At 64.3% G+C, this 16,523-nt stretch carries 12 protein-coding genes and 5 pseudogenes; 5 read left to right on the top strand and 12 right to left on the bottom strand.

The genetic code is table 11. The annotated features are described in order from the left end of the window. Window positions 1-112 precede the first annotated feature (112 nt). Window positions 113-1,041 (top strand): annotated as a pseudogene (locus tag D7I47_RS14215) (integrase core domain-containing protein). 296 nt (window positions 1,042-1,337) lie between these two features. On the opposite strand, the gene D7I47_RS14210 reads toward D7I47_RS14215, so the two are convergent. From D7I47_RS14210 to D7I47_RS14195, 4 genes are all read right to left on the bottom strand, one after another. Continuing rightward, complete coding sequence (locus tag D7I47_RS14210; RefSeq protein WP_120764002.1) at window positions 1,338-2,009, bottom strand: TetR/AcrR family transcriptional regulator; 672 nt, start codon at window positions 2,007-2,009, stop codon at window positions 1,338-1,340. A 78-nt stretch (window positions 2,010-2,087) separates the two neighbouring features. Further along, complete coding sequence (locus tag D7I47_RS14205) at window positions 2,088-2,903, bottom strand: oxidoreductase (RefSeq protein WP_120763661.1); 816 nt, start codon at window positions 2,901-2,903, stop codon at window positions 2,088-2,090. A gap of 39 nt (window positions 2,904-2,942) precedes the next feature. Beyond that, complete coding sequence (locus D7I47_RS14200) at window positions 2,943-3,635, bottom strand: SDR family NAD(P)-dependent oxidoreductase (RefSeq protein WP_157981746.1); 693 nt, start codon at window positions 3,633-3,635, stop codon at window positions 2,943-2,945. Window positions 3,636-3,691: 56 nt separating this feature from the next. Next, on the bottom strand, window positions 3,692-4,666 hold the full coding sequence (locus tag D7I47_RS14195) for an aldo/keto reductase (protein ID WP_264371274.1): 975 nt from the start codon (window positions 4,664-4,666) through the stop codon (window positions 3,692-3,694). Between the two features lie 566 nt (window positions 4,667-5,232). Between D7I47_RS14195 and D7I47_RS14190 the strand changes: the two are divergent. Beyond that, window positions 5,233-6,355, top strand: a pseudogene (locus D7I47_RS14190) (IS3 family transposase). Between the two features lie 102 nt (window positions 6,356-6,457). On the opposite strand, the pseudogene D7I47_RS14185 reads toward D7I47_RS14190, so the two are convergent. The 6 genes and pseudogenes from D7I47_RS14185 to D7I47_RS14165 all read right to left on the bottom strand — a co-directional run. After that, a pseudogene (locus D7I47_RS14185) lies at window positions 6,458-6,610 on the bottom strand (IS3 family transposase); the annotation flags it as partial. 16 nt (window positions 6,611-6,626) lie between these two features. Continuing rightward, window positions 6,627-6,965, bottom strand: a complete 339-nt coding sequence (locus tag D7I47_RS15140; RefSeq protein WP_227000719.1) for a transposase — start codon at window positions 6,963-6,965, stop codon at window positions 6,627-6,629. Next, complete coding sequence (locus D7I47_RS14180) at window positions 6,866-7,702, bottom strand: IS110 family transposase (RefSeq protein ID WP_227000717.1); 837 nt, start codon at window positions 7,700-7,702, stop codon at window positions 6,866-6,868. Before D7I47_RS14180 ends, D7I47_RS15140 begins: the two co-directional genes overlap by 100 nt. 198 nt (window positions 7,703-7,900) lie before the next feature. After that, a pseudogene (locus tag D7I47_RS14175) lies at window positions 7,901-8,239 on the bottom strand (transposase); the annotation flags it as partial. A 96-nt stretch (window positions 8,240-8,335) separates the two neighbouring features. Then, window positions 8,336-8,530 (bottom strand): hypothetical protein, encoded by a 195-nt coding sequence (locus D7I47_RS14170; RefSeq protein WP_157981745.1) that lies wholly within the window; start codon window positions 8,528-8,530, stop codon window positions 8,336-8,338. Continuing rightward, a complete protein-coding gene (locus D7I47_RS14165) occupies window positions 8,524-8,739 on the bottom strand; it encodes a hypothetical protein (RefSeq protein WP_157981744.1) in 216 nt (71 codons plus the stop codon). Before D7I47_RS14165 ends, D7I47_RS14170 begins: the two co-directional genes overlap by 7 nt. Before the next feature lie 643 nt (window positions 8,740-9,382). Here D7I47_RS14165 and D7I47_RS14160 point away from each other — a divergent pair. The 3 genes and pseudogenes from D7I47_RS14160 (at window position 9,383) to D7I47_RS15300 (ending at window position 13,059) form a co-directional block, all read left to right on the top strand. Continuing rightward, a complete protein-coding gene (locus tag D7I47_RS14160) occupies window positions 9,383-10,354 on the top strand; it encodes an alpha/beta hydrolase fold domain-containing protein (protein WP_120763655.1) in 972 nt (323 codons plus the stop codon). 748 nt (window positions 10,355-11,102) lie between these two features. Beyond that, window positions 11,103-11,876: an IclR family transcriptional regulator gene (locus tag D7I47_RS14155; RefSeq protein WP_405083442.1), complete on the top strand. Its 774-nt coding sequence runs from the start codon at window positions 11,103-11,105 to the stop codon at window positions 11,874-11,876. A 98-nt stretch (window positions 11,877-11,974) separates the two neighbouring features. Beyond that, window positions 11,975-13,059: pseudogene (locus D7I47_RS15300) on the top strand (IS110 family transposase). A gap of 448 nt (window positions 13,060-13,507) precedes the next feature. Here D7I47_RS15300 and D7I47_RS14145 read toward each other — a convergent pair. Both D7I47_RS14145 and gcl read right to left on the bottom strand, forming a co-directional pair. After that, window positions 13,508-14,728 (bottom strand): glycerate kinase, encoded by a 1,221-nt coding sequence (locus D7I47_RS14145; RefSeq protein ID WP_120763653.1) that lies wholly within the window; start codon window positions 14,726-14,728, stop codon window positions 13,508-13,510. Between the two features lie 13 nt (window positions 14,729-14,741). Beyond that, window positions 14,742-16,523 (bottom strand): glyoxylate carboligase, encoded by a 1,782-nt coding sequence (gene gcl / locus D7I47_RS14140; protein ID WP_120763652.1) that lies wholly within the window; start codon window positions 16,521-16,523, stop codon window positions 14,742-14,744.

Genomic DNA, 16,523 nt, shown 5'->3' with positions numbered 1-16,523 from the left:
GATGTCCAGGGACGTTGTTGCGTGAGTCGCGTGTGAGCGGTTGACGGGTGAAGGCCTCCCGTTGCGAGAGTGGAGTTGTCTAGAAACCGCTCACGCATCCCAGGAGGCCTTCGTGCCCCACGCTAACGCTGCTCTCACTCCTCGCGCTCGCTTACGTCTGGCGCGCCTGATCGTCGATGACCGTTGGCCAGTGACGGTGGCGACGAAGATGTTCATGGTCTCGCCGCCCACGGCCCGCAAGTGGGCGGCCCGATTCCGCGACAAGGGGCCCGCGGGGATGGTTGACAGATCCAGCCGGCCTCGTTCGATGCCGACGAAGACGCCTCCGGCGCTGGTGAAGCGGATCGTGAAGCCGCGGTGGCGTCGCCGGTTGGGGCCGGTCCAGATCGGCGGCGAGCTCGGCATCCCGGCGTCCACGGTCCACGCCGTGCTCGTGCGCTGCCGGATCAACAGGCTCAGCCGCATCGATCGGGTTACCGGTGAACCGATCCGCCGCTACGAGCACGATCATCCGGGATCCCTGATCCATGTCGACGTCACCAAGTTCGGCAACATCCCTGACGGCGGAGGGCACAAGTTCCTCAGCCGACAGCAGAGCAAAGCCAACGCGCACGCGCAGGCGCGTCGGACCGGTGAACGCGGTCGTGAATACCGGCCTCGTATCGGGACCGCGTTCCTGCACACCGTGATCGATGACCACTCCCGCGTCGCCTACGTCGAGATCTGCACGGACGAGAAGGCCGTCACCGCGATCGGCGTGCTCGAACGCGCCGCTCCTACGCCTGGCGAGATGCATGCGCCGAACTCGGGATCACACACAAACGGACCCGCCCCTACCGACCGCAGACGAACGGCAAGATCGAGCGATTCCACCGCACCCTCGCGGACGGCTGGGCCTACGCCCGCTTCTACGCCTCCGACACCGACCGCCGCGAAACCTTACCTAGCTGGTTGCACTTCTACAATCACCACAGGATCCACTCCGCAATCGGAGCCCCGCCCATCAGCAGACTCAAAAACCTGCCTGGACATCACACCTAGTCGAGGATGCCCGCGTGAAGGGCATCGGTCGAGCCGCTATCCGACCGCGACGAGCCCAAGCTCGTGCAGACGGCTGAATAGTGTCAGATTAGGGCCAGCGAGGGTACCGTGGCGCACGTCGAGTTCTTCCAGACGGGCAGCATGAGAACTCCCATCATCGAGAGACCTCGACCCACCCCGGCTACCTCACCGCTACCTCCTCATCTGCGAAGCGACAGAAAGCCCCATAAAGAGGGGTTGCGCCCTTGCCCGGTGCTCTCCTGAAGAAAATCTGTGTCGTCAGTGGGAAGAGATGACTATCCGGCACTCCGGGCGCGCATGCTTTCCTGGACCATGCCGTCGTAGATGAGCTTGAGGAGCCGCGACGTTCGCCTCTCGAAGTCGACCTTCGAATGCTGAAGTCTTTCATCTTCCAGTGCCTCGAGAACGGCGTTGGAAGGATTCGAGAACGGCCAGAGCCCGGCGACGACGATGATGGCAGAGGAGACTAACTCCCTAGTGGCGCTTAGTTTCAGACCAAGACGTGGTGTCAGCTGCGCGGCTAGTCGTTCTTGAGCTGCGCCATTCGCGAGCTTGAACTCGCGGACATCTGGTGTCGGGATGTTCCGTTCCAGTTCATTTCCGAGCGCCGCGACTAGCTCGCACAGCAGAGGGCGTCGTGACAGCGAACTCGCCCAACCATCGATCACCTCTCCGGGCGTGGCGTTTCGCGCTGGTAGTTCTTTGGCTAAGTCGTCAATCCAGAGGTCGAATTCGGTGTTGAGGACTTCGAAGAAGATTGCTTCTCGTGTCGGGAAGTAGCGAATCACATTGGACTTAGACAGACCGATGCGGCGGCTCAGCTCCCGGAGGCTGATTTCCCGCAGCGGGGCGGTAGCAAGCATCTCGCGGGCTGCAGTCAGAATCGAGTTGCGACGCTGCTCCTTCTGCTCGGGTCTGCGTGCGCGTTCGAACTCGGTGCTTGTCATGGTCTCCATCTTCGTCGCTGGATTGGGCCGTGGGCTGATGCCAGGATATGGCGTCAGCCCACGGCCCAATTGAGAAGGTCATACAGATGTGCTCACGTCGTGCCATCGTGCGTCGGATGCGGCGAGCGCTTCTGCGGCCATCGCCCCGACGCGGACTGCGTCGCGCCCGAGTAGGAGACGGACCGGGGGCTCATCCGCCTCGGAGATGTCGAGCAGGATCTGCGCGACGCGGGCAGGGTCACCGGGCTGGTTGCCGTTAGACGTACGCATCCGGTCGATCACTGGCTGGATCACCGATGAGTACGCATCGCTCACCGGAGGCGTTGCCATTGAAGAACCTGCCCAGTTCGTGCGCATCGCGCCAGGCTCTGCGACAGTGATGCGGATGCCGAAGGCCCGCACCTCTTTCGCCAATACCTCAGAGAATCCGCCGACGGCCCACTTTGCTGCCTGGTAGGCGCCGAGCCCCGGGCCGCCGACGCGGCCGCCGACGGAAGAGATCTGGATGATGTGTCCCGCGCCCTGTGCGCGCATCACGGGCAGTACGGCGCGGGTGACGTTGACGACCCCGAAGAAGTTGACCTCAACCTGATTACGGAAGACGTCTTCCGCCATGTCTTCGATCGCGACGACGTCGGCGTAGCCGGCGTTGTTGACGACGACGTCGATGCGACCGAAGCGCTTGAGGGTCCTATCTATCGCGTCGCGTACGGAGGGGCCGTCTGTCACGTCGAGTGCCAGCGGCAGGATGCGGCTCCCGTACTGAGCCGTTAGGTCACTCAGTGAGTCGATGTTCCGAGCGGTGGCGACAAGGTTGTGGCCTGCGGCGAGGACGGCTTCGGCGATGCTTCGGCCGAGGCCGCGCGAGCTGCCTGTGAGGAACCATGTGTTCATCGTTGTTCTCCTTCTGTTGGTTCTGTTGGTTCTGTTGGATCAGGACAGGTATCCGCCGTCGACGGCGAGGTGTGCCCCGGTTATGTATGAGGCGTCATCGGATAGCAGGAAGGCCACGGCTGTGGCGACCTCGCGCCCGGTTCCGACACGTTGGGCCGGGATGCCGGAGGCTATCCGGGCGACTTCCTCCGGGTTGCTTTGCTGGCGCGGTACGGCGATGACTCCCGGCTGAATCTCGTTGATGCGGATGCCTTGCGCGGCCCATTCGATCGCGGCCGAGCGGGTCAGTCCTCGGATGGCGTGCTTGCTTGCGCTGTACGCCGGACGTCGCGCGAAGCCGCGGTCGGCGAAGACGCTGGAGATATTCACGATCGACCCGCCGCCAGAGCGCAGCATGGCGGGAACCTGAAATTTCAGACCGTGGAAGACCCCGGAGAGATTGATGCCGATTGTTGCATTCCATTCGGCTTCCGGCAGGTCGGGCAGATCATGGAAGGTACTGGAAACTCCCGCATTGTTGACAGCGAAGTGCAGCGAGCCGAAGCGTTCCTCGGTCGCTGCGACGGTGCGCTCGACATCGTCGGGATTGCTCACATCGCCCGGGAACACCGCTGCGTCCCCGCCGCGCGCTGTGATGTCGTCGGCAACCTGTTGCAGGGGAGCCAGCTGGCGTCCGACCAGGCTGACCTTGGCACCGCGTTCGGCAAGCAACCGCGCGATGTCAGCGCCCATTCCGGAGCCCGCGCCTGTGACGTAGGCAACTTTGGTGTCGAAAGGTCTGCTGGGATTCATTCGTTTCTCGCTTTCGATTGTTCGTTTTCTCGTCGTGGGTGCCGGGTGCCGTAACGTTCCCCGGAGATGCGTGCCGGGTCGAACATCGTGGAGAGCATCGCGATATCGTCGGCGCTCAGTCGCACGGCGCTGGCTGCGAGGTTCTCCGTTATGCGTGGAAGGCTGCGGCTACCGGGGATGGGGACGATGTCGTGCGGCTGGGCGAGCAGCCAGGCGAGAGCCACCTGGCCGGGGGTAGCGTCGCGTTCGCGGGCAAATCGCGACAAGTCCTCAACCAGCGCGAGATTGCGGGCCATGTGCTCCCCTTGAAAGCGAGGGAGCGTGGAACGAAAGTCAGACCTGTCGAAGACTGTCGTCGGGCCGAAGGCGCCCGCCAGCATGCCGCGTCCGAGCGGACTGTAGGGGACAAGAGTCACGTCGTGCTGACGTGCAGCCGCAATCACTTCCGTCTCTATGCTGCGCTCCCAGAGCGAGTACTCGCTCTGGAGCACAGCAATGGGATGCACGGCGACAGCGCGCCGTAGCGTGTCTGCATCGATCTCGCTCAAGCCGATGGCGCGGGCTTTGCCCGTGGCGACGAGTTCGGCCATCGCGCCGACCGTGTCTTCAATCGGTACGGTCGGATCGAGTCGATGGTAGTAGTACACGTCGATGTAATCGGTACGCAGGCGGCGCAGGCTCGCCTCGATTGCCGATGAGACGTATTCCGGACGGCCATCGAACAGGCTCGTTCCATCGCCCGTCGGTCGTGCGGAGAACTTGGTCGCAACCACGACCTCGTCGCGTCGCCTGTCGAGAGCGCGGCCGAGGAGGCTCTCGTTGTGCCCGAATCCCGGCACGGGCGCGCCGATCTCTGAACTACTGGCACCGTAGAAGTCGGATGTATCGAAGAAGTCGACCCCGAGGTCGATCGCCTGGCGGATCGTACGTAGTGAGACGGCATCCTCGGCAGTTCCGTAGAACTGGGACATACCCATCAAACCGAGGCCGACGGCGCGAACACTAACTCCGCTGCGCCCCAACGGTCTGCGCGCGTGATTCTTCTGTTCCAGGATCAGCTCCTATGTTTAGAGTCCATTGGTCTCTAAACATAACAGACCGGTGGACTGTTGTGCAAGTCTTTCCTGATTGTGAGATCAGCTGACGCAGATTCACACTGCCTTGCCGCCGGAGATGGGCGTGCTACAGACCGCTCGCGGGGCCGACTGCGCGGCGGTACGTGGTGGGCAGAGCGCCTCGTTCATATCGCACGCTCGGGGCTCCGGGGTATGCAAAGGCGAGGAACGATTATCGCGCCACGCGCGGCGCGCAAGCACGGGAGGTTTGCCACTACAGCGACGCGCTCTCGCGCGACTGGTCGTATGTGTGCTTCTATGCTCCGGAGCGGGTCAGGCGAGAGAAGCTCGGTTGGTTGTGACGCACTGCAATCCACGAGCGACTGGGTCTGCTAAACGAGCTGGTGAAAGTGTGACCTGCCCCACGGGAAAGGTTCCAGTTTGGTGGCTAGTTGGTGGCCTGATCCGGAAGGCTCATCGTCATGCCCCGTCCGTACCCGCTGGAGTTTCGTGCTCGCGCTGTAGCGCTCGTGCGTGCCGGCAAACAGCCCAAGCAGCCGCCGTGGAACTCGGCATCCACCCTGTCACGCTGTCGAACTGGATCCGCCAGGACGATATTGACAATGGCCGTCGGCCTGGTGTGCCGTCCTCGGAATCAGCCGGGCTGCGCGCGGCGAGGCGTCGCATTCGAGAGCTCGAAACCGAGTTGCTGTTTGTCCGGCAGGCGGCGAAGTTCCTCGACGAGGAGCGTCCCCGCCCAAAAGACTCTTCCCGGTGATCGACCGTCTTGCTGATGCCGGGATCCCGATCGACCGCTGTTGCCGCGTCCTCGGGGTTACCAGGCGGCACTACTACCGCGTGAAGCGGACGCCCCTTGAGCAGTCCGAGCTGCGCCGGCAATGGCTGACCGGTCTGGTCCGCAAAGTGCACGTCACCTCGCGGGCACCTACGGATACAGGCGTGTCCATGCCGAGCTGACCATGGCGATGGGAGTCAGCGTCAGCGAGCGGACAGTGCACAAGCTGATGCGTCTGGCCGGGATCTACGGGCTCCCCGGCCCATCCGCACCAAGCGGCTCCGTGGCGTCGTGACTGCGGACGATCTCGTGAACCGCAAGTTCGCCCGGCCTCGGCCGAAGGAGCTTTGGGTGACGGACATCACGCAACATCGCACGCAAGAAGGCTGGGTCTACTGCGCCGCAGTCCTCGACGCAGACAGCCGCCGGATCATCGGCTGGTCGATCTATTCCAAGCAAGATACCGCACTCGTCATCAAGGCACTCGACATGGCTATACGGAACCGCCGCCCCACGGAACACAATTCACCTCCTGGCTTCTCGGAGAGAAGATCTGCTCCGCCGGGCTCCTGCCTTCATTGGATCCATCGGTGACGGGCTGGACAACGCGATGATGGAAAGCTTCTGGTCATCGATGTATCGAGCTGTTGAACCGGAAGAAGTGGAAAACCAGAGTCGAACTCGCCAACGCGATCTTCAAATACATCGAGATCTTCCACAACCGCGAGCGCCGTCACTCCGCCCTCGGCTACCACACCCCGATCGAGTACGAGACACTCGACATCAACACCATCCCCGCCGCGAGCTAGCTGTTCTTCCCCGACTGGCACCAAATCCGTGGGGCAGGTCAGTTTCGGATAAGCCGCGAGGACCAGGTTCTGGTTCATGATGGTCTCGAACTCGATCGGGGTCTAACGGCCCAAGCGGGCCTGTCTGCGGCGCCGGTGATAGGTCTTCTCGATCCACGTGACGATCGCGATGCGCAGCTCGTGCCGGGTGCGTCAGGAGCTTCGGTTGAGGACATTCTTCTGCAACATTGCGAAGAACGATTCCATCGCCGCGTTGACGCTCCTATATCTGTCAAGCGGCGATTCGGAGGGGCGGGCGGGCTTCGCGGATGGGACGCATCGCGGCCCAGAGCTCTCGGGCGAGGAGCCTTTTCAGGCAGCGGATGATCTCGGATTTCGTCTTGCCCTCGGTGATCCGGCGGGCGACGTAGGCCTTGGTCGGCTCGTGGTGCTGCATGCGGACGATGACGACACGGTAGAGGGCGGCGTTAGCTTGCCGGTGGCCGCCGCGATTGAGTCGGTGACGTGTCGTCATGCCCGAAGACGCCGGGATCGGGGCGACGCCGCAGAGTCTCGCGAACGCGGCCTCCGAGCGGATGCGTTCGGGGTTGTCGCCGGCGACGATGAGCATCTCCGCGGCGGTGTCGGGTCCGACGGCAACGCCTTCGCGAGGTCGGGAGCAACCAGCGAGGTCAACTCTGCCAGGAGCTTCTCGTGGTCGGAGATCTCGGTGTCGAGCACCTCCCAGCGTCGAGCGATCGACCGGAGGGTGTGCTTCGTTGACGCGATGATGCTCGTCACTCTTCCTGGGCGAAGGGCTGCGCAGCGGTGGATGAGTGCCATCTTCGTGAGAGGTTGCAGCTCCTGCCGCAGGTCGTCTGGGGCGTTCACGAGGACCTGCTTGAGGCTGATCATCGCGGAGGTCCGCGCCTTGACGGCGACGTCTTTTGCGACCTTGATCTGGCGAATCATCTCCACCGTCCCGTCGGCTGACTTCGGGACCGCGGTGGCAAGTCCCGCGAGAACCGCTCTGGCGGCGTTCTCCGCGTCGATCGTGTCTGACTTGCCGCGCAGTCGCCGGTCACGACGATCCGTGCGCATCACCTCGAGGGTCCCGACCCCGCGGTGACGGACTGCGCCAGCGAGGCCCGCCCCATAGGAGCCAGTGCCTTCGATCCCGAAGGTGAGCTTCCCGCCGAACGATTCGCCCCAGTCGATCAGCTGGCCGTAGCCACCGGAGTCGGCGGCGAACGACCGGCGGTCGAGGACCGCGCCGAGTTCGTCGACGGCGACCGCGACGCGGACGTGTTTGTGCGTGTCGACACCGACGACGACTCGACGGTGAGAGGGGACGTGCTGCATGCTCATAGTGCTCGCTCCAACCAGACAGGGTGAGTGACGCTGGCCGGTCGGGTGGACGGGACTGTGATGGGACTGTTGCAATCAGGCCCCTATGAGGTCACGCCCGCCCGGCCAGCACCACGAGGGTGATGCGCCTCCCGGCGGACGACAGATCAACAGCAAGGACACCCAGACTTCGAGGTCAGTCGTCAGCAAAAGTCAGGCCGCCAGGATGCACTCGACACTCTCACAGTCGCCCGCAGCTCCCACTCGGCCCATCGATCCGACGAGCCCGTGACGGTTCAGCGCGTGCCCGAAACGACGACTTTGGAGCTGGCTGCCTCAGTCGGTGTGAACGACGCAGCCGGCGACGTCGCCGCGTCCCGCGAAGGCGTTCTCGACCGCAGCGACGGCCAGCGAGGATCGCATGCGGTCGCTGATCGAGTAGCCGACGATCCGGTTCGAGCAGACGTCCTTGATCGCGCAGAGGTAGAGCTTGCCCTCACCGGTCCGGTGCTCGGTGATATCCGTCAACGACAACTCGTTCGGCGTGCTGACGGTGAAGGCCCGCTGGACGCGATCGTCGAACACGTGTGGCCCGGGCCGGCCCCCCTTGCCGCGCTTCTTGCCGAGCACCGACCAGATCCGCATCTCGCTGCACTACTTCCAGACCGTCCGATCGGAGACGTTGAACCCGGCGTCGCGGGCCTCGTCGGCGAGGAACTGATGCCCGAACTCGGGGTCCTTAGCGTGGGCCTCGATCAGCACGTCGGTGAGATGAGCCTGCGCCCAGTCACGGTCAGTCGTCGGCGACTCGAGCCACCGGTCTTGCGGCTGACGAGCGATCTTCAGCACCCGCACGTCACCGCGACCGGCACCCGGACGGGCGCCGTCTTCGCGGCCAGCTCGCGGACGAGCGGGGAGATCATTTTGAGGAGCTGCCGAGGCGCGGGTAGGCCTGCGACAGATACGCCGCTGCTTTCCGCAAGCACCTCGTTCTCCTGCTCCAGGAACCGGATCCGCTTCTTCGCGTCCCGCAGCTCATCGGTCTCTGCCTTCGCCACGCCGGGCTTCACACCAGTTTCGACGTCGGCTTGACGCATCCAGTTCTGAAGGCAGGTCTCGCTGACCCGAAGTCCTAAGCGACCTTCCGCAACGGCACTCCTGGATCCCGATCACGAGCGACTGCGACGACATCCTCACGGAACTCGTGGGGATAGGGCCTGTGCATGATGACATCCTCCCAGCGGCGCCTCCCACACCATAAATCAGGCGTCACCTACTCGTTCAGCAGACTCACTGAACTCCGCGCTCGATCATGGCTCATCCGTCTTGCGACTCGGCGAGCTCTGCTGGCCATATCCCCGGTGAAGAACGTACCGCGAGACATGCCAACTGGCCCAGGTCGGTTGGGGGTTACTTCCAGCGTACGGAAAAAGCATTCCACAACCGATTCGATCTGATGTATGCTCGGGTCCTAGAGAGATAGATCTCGTGGAGGGCTCGTCAATGTCGATCTGCCTATTTGATGCTTCTGGTACTCATGTGGTTGGTATCTGTGCTCCTCGCGCTCGCCGCGAAGGGCCCCCTCGCCTGCGATATTCAGATGGCAGGTCTGCGTGAGATAGTCGAGCGCGCTCGCCTCCACATATGGGTGCACCTGGCACCTTGCCCGACCACGCTCAATCAACGAAGAAAGAGATACTCATGACGACCGTTGTTCCGCTCGCCAACGAACCCCAGTTTGACCCGCAGCTTGCCGAACTCCTGCCTGCCCTTAAGGGATTTGTCCCCGTAGGGATGACGATGGAGCAACTCGAGTACTTTCGGGGGATGCCCCAGCCGTCTATCGAGGAACAGATTAATGGTCGACCTGTGACATCGGTTGATCACACCATCCGCGGCTATAACGGTGACGAAATCGTTGTCTCGGTTATCTCTCGGGAAGATCATCAGGAGGCGCGCGGAGGTGTCTTGGGGATCCACGGCGGTGGGATGGTGATGTGCAACAGGTTTGCTTCTGCGTATCCCCTCATTGACTGGGCCATGGAGCTCGACATCGTCTCTGTGACAGTCGAGTATCGATTGGCGCCTGAGCACCCGTATCCATACGGCGTCGAGGATTGCTACGCAGCGCTCGAATGGATGCATGCCAACGCCACAGAACTGCGGATTGACCCCGAGAAGCTAGTTGTATTCGGGGGCAGTGGCGGCGGCGGTCTTGCCGCCGGGACGACGCTACTCGCACGTGACCGTAAAGGTCCGAAGCTTCGGGGTCAACTGTTGCAGTGCCCGATGATCGACGATCGCAATGAGACACTCTCGGCCCACCAATTCGACAACGTTGGTGTCTGGGACCGCACGAGCAACATCACTGCTTGGGACGCAATTCTGGCCGGATCGCGGGGGCAGGAAGATGTGTCCATGTATGCGGCCCCTGCGCGGTCAAAGGACTTGAGTGGACTGCCACCGACGTTCATCGATGTCGGAGGGGCGGAGGTCTTCCGAGACGAAGCGATCGCGTATGCCACAGGAATCCTGAATGCTGGGGGAGAGGCAGAACTCCACGTGTGGGGAGCGGCGTTCCATGGCTTCTACGACATCGCTCCCAATTCGGCGGTAGCGCGATCCTGCATCGCTGCGCGCGACCAGTGGATCTCACGTATTCTTTCACGCTGACGGGTCGGATCCGGCGGCGGGCCCTGTGTGTCTATTGAATCTCTGCACTTGGCCGAGCCACCAGTTCGCGGCATCAAGATGTACTGACCTGGATCGTTGCTGACGTAGGAGAAGTCTCCGGCGTTGAGTTGGAGCTGTATAACAGTTCTACTGCTCGATCACACCGAGGCTTCTCGTTTCCCACGCTGCTGGGCGGCTGACTCCGGCCAGCAGGTTGTTCATGGTTCAGCGCATCCGGTCAGGGCTGCGGTTGCGCATGTCGCTGCGGAAATCGATATCTCTCGCACGACAGCGTGGCTGTGGTGGCGTCGGTTCCGGGACCGCGGGCCCGCTGGGCTAGCATCGCTCACGTGCACTCGCACAGACGGCGGCGCGCCTGGAGGCGAGGGTGAGGATTATGCGCAATCTCGTCCGCCGTAGCCCGCTATTCATTGCCGACAGGCTCGGTTTGCAGGTTTCGACAGTGGGACGGGTGTTGTGTCGTCACCGCAGCCTACGCCCGCTCCTGCACCACGAACACTGAGCGCGCAGCAGGCTTGCAGAGCCAGCTGGACTACTGCAAACCTATACAGGGTCCGCGTCGGCATCGGGGGCAAGACCCCATCGACTGAACTAGCAACAGTGGAAGTCAGCATCAGTACAGCTAGAGGTTGGGTCACGAACTGTTGTGAACCTACCGCGAATTGGGGCCTCATGGATAGCTATTTCCGCATTATGGATATGATCGTCATGGACGAGAGGAATCGCTGTGGCTAGTGCGGATGGTGGAGTGCAATCGGTTGAACGGGCGTTCGATCTGCTGGAGCGGATTACGAGGACTGGGGGCGAGGCGTCGATATCGCAGCTCGCGGAGTCGACACCGCTTCCGTTACCGACGATTCATCGCCTTCTTCGCACGCTGGTCTCGTCAGGGTACGTGCATCAGCTTCCGAGCCGCCGATACGGGCTGGGGCCGGGGCTGATACGGCTGGGTGAGGTTGCCAGCCGGCAGTTGGGCGCATGGGCACGCCCATACTTGACCGACCTCGTTGAAAGCCTCGGGGAGACGGCAAACTTGGCGATCCTCGACGGCGACATGGCAACGTATGTGGCGCAGGTTCCATCCGCTCACTCAATGCGCATGTTTACGGAGATCGGCCGCGGCGTGCACACTCATGCTTCGGGTGTAGGGAAGGCGATACTCTCGCAACTGGACGATGAGCGGGTGCGCTCGGTGGTGGGGCGGGCGGGCATGCCGACCCCCACACCGCAGACTATCGGGAGTGTCGATGCTCTCATCGAGGAACTCGCTCGGATCCGCGCTCGGGGCTATGCAATCGATGATGGTGAGCAGGAACTGGGTGTACGGTGCTTCGCGGTGTCTGTCCCCGGTATGCCGACTCCGACAGCGATCTCGGTGTCCGGTCCCGTCACGCGGGTCGACGACGCGTTTGCTGCGCGTGCGGTGCCGCTCCTTCTGGAGACTGCGCGGATCATCGCCGCAGACACGCGCGCAGACCGGAGCACTGCGACCGGCGCCTAGACGCTATGAGTTTGAGCCAGGGGCCTCCACTCGCGTAGACCGTGGGTTGCGGGCCGGTGTTGTGGCTTGCCGAGCCACATACGTGAGGGAGGCTCCACTTGATTTCTGAGCGTACGAGTGTCGGGCTGGATGTGCACGCGCGCGGTACGGTCGCGGCGGCGATCGACGAGCGGACGGGAGAGCTCGTGCAGCGGCGCATGGGCTCGGGAACGGATGGGGTCGTCGCGTGGGTGACGAGCTTGCCGCGTCCGGTCGCAGCGACCTACGAGGCGGGGTCGACCGGGTTCGGGGTTGGCGCGCGCTCTCACAGCTGCCGGAGCGCGGTGCGCGGTCGCGGCTCCGACGAAGCTGCAGCGTCCGGTGGGCGACCGGGTGAAGACCGACGCGCGCGACGCGGTGCATTTTGCTCAGCTGCTGCGGTTGGGCGAGACCGTCGAGGTGGCGGTCCCGAGCATCGAGGCGGAGTCTGCCCGAGAGCTGGTGCGGGCACGGGAGGGTGCCAGCGGTGATTTGATGTCCGCCCGTCACCGGGTCAGCAAGCTGCTGCTGCGGCAGGGAGTCCAGTACTCCGGTGGGAAGGCATGGACTGTCGCGCACGACGCCTGGCTGCGTTCCCAGCGGTTCGAGCTGGTCGGGTTGCGGGACGCGTTCGGCGCCGCCTACGAGGCGATGATCCAGGCCGTCGACCGCCGTGACGGACTCGACGCGGCGATCACGCGCATGGCCGCGGACAGCGTGTTCACCGACGCCGTGAACAGGCTCTGCTGCCTGAGAGGCGTGTCCACGTTGACCGGGGTTCGGCCTCGCGGTTGAGATCGGCGACTGGACGCGGCTGGACGGGCACCGCATCGGCGCCTACGTCGGCTTGACCCCATCGGAGTCATCCTCCGGCGCGTCCCGCGCGCTGGGTGGGATCACCAAGACTGGCAACGGGCATGCCCGACGGCTGCTGAACGAGGCGGCCTGGCACCATCGCCCCGCCTACCGGCCGACCTCGCCGATCATGCGCGCCCGGTGGGACCGCGCCAGCGCCGCAGCCAGGGCGCGAGGGCACTCCGGCAACCAGCGACTCCACGATCGCTGGGTCAAGTTCGAGGTCCGGAGGAAGCGCACCGTCGTCACCAACGCCGCAATAGCCCGCGAGCTGGCCTGCTGGTGCTGGTCCCTGGCCGTTATGACCTGACAGGTCCCCGAGCCTCCGGTCGTTGATGGTGGTGACGGCGGCGTCCGGGCGACTCGCGACACGCCCTATGAGTAACCCGGATCCCGGGTCACGCTCGATCTCTAGACTCGCGTGAACGCCCCGCCGAACAAGCCGTCATGCGGTAACCAGACCCGCGCATTTCAGAGTGGCAACGCGTCGAACACGACACGCGCGTCACTACCCGAGACGACCGGAACATGCGGACGCCGCAGCCGACGGGCACGGCGTCCGCTCACCCATGCCCCTTGACAAAACCACTCACGTATCAGGTCGTGAGCGGGGAGCATCCTGCTTTCAACGCCTGCAGACGAGGTCGAGGGGCCATCAGAACAGTTGGTAGGCCGCTTCATTGCAGGGGAGGCCACGACTTGGGGAAGCCTCTTGTGACGAAGCTACTCACAGTAGTTCGCTGCCTTTGAACCGTGAGCTACATGGCGCGGTCATTGCTTCGGTGCGGCATCCAGCGGCGGCGGCGTGTAGCAGGTTGCGCTTGGGGTGGTGGGTGCAGACGGTGAGCGATATCTTGACCGATGATGCGGCCGGTCTGCTCAATAAGTTCAGGCGCCCGCGTGATCGCGTCGGCGGCGGTGGTCGCGAGAGTGGTCAACGAGTACGCCTTCTGGATGCCGACGTATTCAAGCGCGTCGTTGTCGAGCGATGTGCGGCCGCAGACAGCGATAACAGGGATCCCGGCATGAGCCGCGACGCGGGCGACACCGATCGGGGTCTTGCCAGCGAAGCTCTGCTCATCGAGGCTGCCCTCGCCCGTGATAACGAGATCAGCGCCAACGATTAAGTCAGCGAGACGGGCAAACTCGAGAACAATATCGACGCCGGGCCGACGCCTGGCGTGCAGTGCGACGAGGGCTGCATAGCCGACGCCACCTGCGGCTCCGGATCCCGCACCGCGGGCCGCGGTCTCCGCGACCGGTCCGATAACGGCAGCAAGTCGGTTGACGTATCGTTCTAAGGCGAGCTCGAGGAAAGAGATGTCGAACCTGGACGCCCCCTTCTGCGGGCCGAACACCGTCGCGGCGCCGTTGGGTCCGAGGAGTGGGTTGTCCACATCGCTGGCGAGCACGATCTGTGCCTCGCCGAGCCGAGCATCGAGGCCGGACAGGTCGACCTTGTCAAGGGTAATCAGAGCGCCGCCACCAGGCCTGATATCGCTCTCATCCGCATCGAGGAACCGCGCGCCAAGCGCGCGCAGGACGCCGGTGCCGCCGTCAGTGGATGCGCTGCCGCCGATGGCGAGGGTGATGTGCCGGGACCCGGCGTCCAGCGCGGCCCGGATCAGTTCCCCGGTGCCTTCGCTGGTCGCCCCCAGCGGGTCCAGGATCCCGTCGGGCAGCAGGTGCAGCCCGGACGCGGCCGCCATCTCGATGACTGCTTCGTCGCCGCGGACGGCGAACGCCGCGGTCACCGGCAGACCGGTCGGGCCGGTGACGACCGCAGTGCGCCGTTCGAACCCCGCGGCGACCGCCGCGTCGAGGGTGCCTTCACCGCCGTCAGCGACCGGCACCCCGATCACGTCGATCGGATACCCGGCTTCCGCGGCCGCGGCACGCAGACCGATCTCGAGGTGCCGGATCACATCCGGCGCCCAGAGGGACCCCTTGAACTTGTCCGGGGCGATGACCACACGCATGGGAGTGGTCCCCTCAGACCCGGACGGCGAAGGTCGCGGTCGGTGCGTCGGCGTCGGTGACGGCGAGCTCTTCGAACTCGTTGACCTTGTCGATGTCGGCGCCGGCCATGGAGATGTTCGTCACACGCTCCAGGATGACTTCGACCACGACCGGCACCCGGTGCTCGGCGAGCAGATCGCGGGCAGCCTCGAATGCGGCACCGAGCTGGGCGGGGTCCTTGACGCGGATCGCCTTGCAGCCCAGGCCCTCGGCGACGGCGATGTGGTCCACGCCATACCCGTCGGTCTCGGGTGCGTTGACGTTCTCGAACGCGAGCGACACGTGGTAGTCCATGTCGAAGTTGCGCTGCGCCTGCCGGATGAGGCCGAGGTAGGAGTTGTTGACCACGACGTGGATGTAGGGCAGGTTGAACTGCGCGCCGACGGCGAGCTCTTCGATCATGAACTGGAAGTCGTAGTCACCGGACAGCGCGACCACGGTGTCTTCCGGCTTGGCGCGGACGACACCGAGTGCGGCCGGCAGGGTCCAGCCGAGCGGGCCGGCCTGGGCGGCGTTGATCCACCGGCGCGGGCCGAATACGTGCAGGAACTGGGCGGCAGCGATCTGCGACAGCCCGATCGTAGACACGTAGGTGGTGTCCTTGCCGAACGCCTTGTTCATCTCCTCGTACACCCGCTGCGGCTTGATGGGGATGTTGTCGAAGTGCGTCTTGCGGTGCAGCGTCGCCGCCCGCTCCGCGCTCTCCGCAGCCCACTCCGAATAGTCGGGCAGGGTACCGGCGATCGAGCGTTCCCGGGCGATCTCGACGAGGCCCTCGAGGGCGGCGCGGGCGTCGGAGGTGATGCCGAGGTCGGGGGAGAACACCCGTCCGATCTGGGTGGGGTCGATGTCGATGTGCACGAAGGTGCGTCCGGCGGTATAGACGTCCAGGCCACCGGTGTGCCGGTTGGCCCACCGGTTCCCGATGCCGAGGACGAAGTCGGACTCGAGGAAGGTGGTGTTGCCGTACCGGTGCGAGGTCTGCAGGCCGACCATGCCGGCCATCAGCGGGTGCTCGTCCGGAATCGCGCCCCACCCCATCAGGGTGGGCACGACCGGCACGCTGAGGATCTCTGCGAGCTCGACGAGCTTGTCGGACGCGTCGGCGTTGATGATGCCGCCGCCGGCGACGATCAGCGGGCGCTGTGAGGCCGTGAGCAGGTCGAGGGCCTTTTCCAGCTGGTAGCGGGTCGCCGCGGGCTTCTCGATCGCGAGGGGCTCGTAGGCGTCGATGTCGAACTCGATCTCGGTCAGCTGCACGTCGATCGGCAGGTCCAGCAGCACCGGTCCGGGGCGTCCGGACCGCATGATCTGGAACGCCTTCTGGAACGCGCCGGGGATCTGGCCGGGCTCGCGGACGGTGAACGCGTACTTGGTGACCGGCTTGGCGATGGATTCGATGTCGACGGCCTGGAAGTCCTCTTTGTGGAGCTTCGCGACCGGTGCCTGCCCGGTGATGCATAGGATCGGGATGGAGTCCGCCCACGCGGCATACAGGCCGGTGATCATGTCGGTGCCGGCGGGACCGGAGGTGCCGATGCAGATGCCGATGTTCCCCGCATGTGCACGGGAGTATCCGTCGGCCATGTGGGAGGCGCCTTCGACGTGGCGGGCGAGGGTGTGCCGGATGCCGCCGTGGGTTTTCATCGCGGAGTAGAACGGGTTGATCGCCGCCCCGGGCAACCCGAAGGCTTCGGTGGCGCCCTCCTTCTCGAGGATCAGCACGGCGGCGTCGACGGTGCGCATTCTGGTCAT

The organism is Protaetiibacter intestinalis (assembly GCF_003627075.1).
Classification (GTDB): domain Bacteria; phylum Actinomycetota; class Actinomycetes; order Actinomycetales; family Microbacteriaceae; genus Homoserinibacter; species Homoserinibacter intestinalis.
This window is presented reverse-complemented; position numbering and strand designations above follow the sequence as displayed.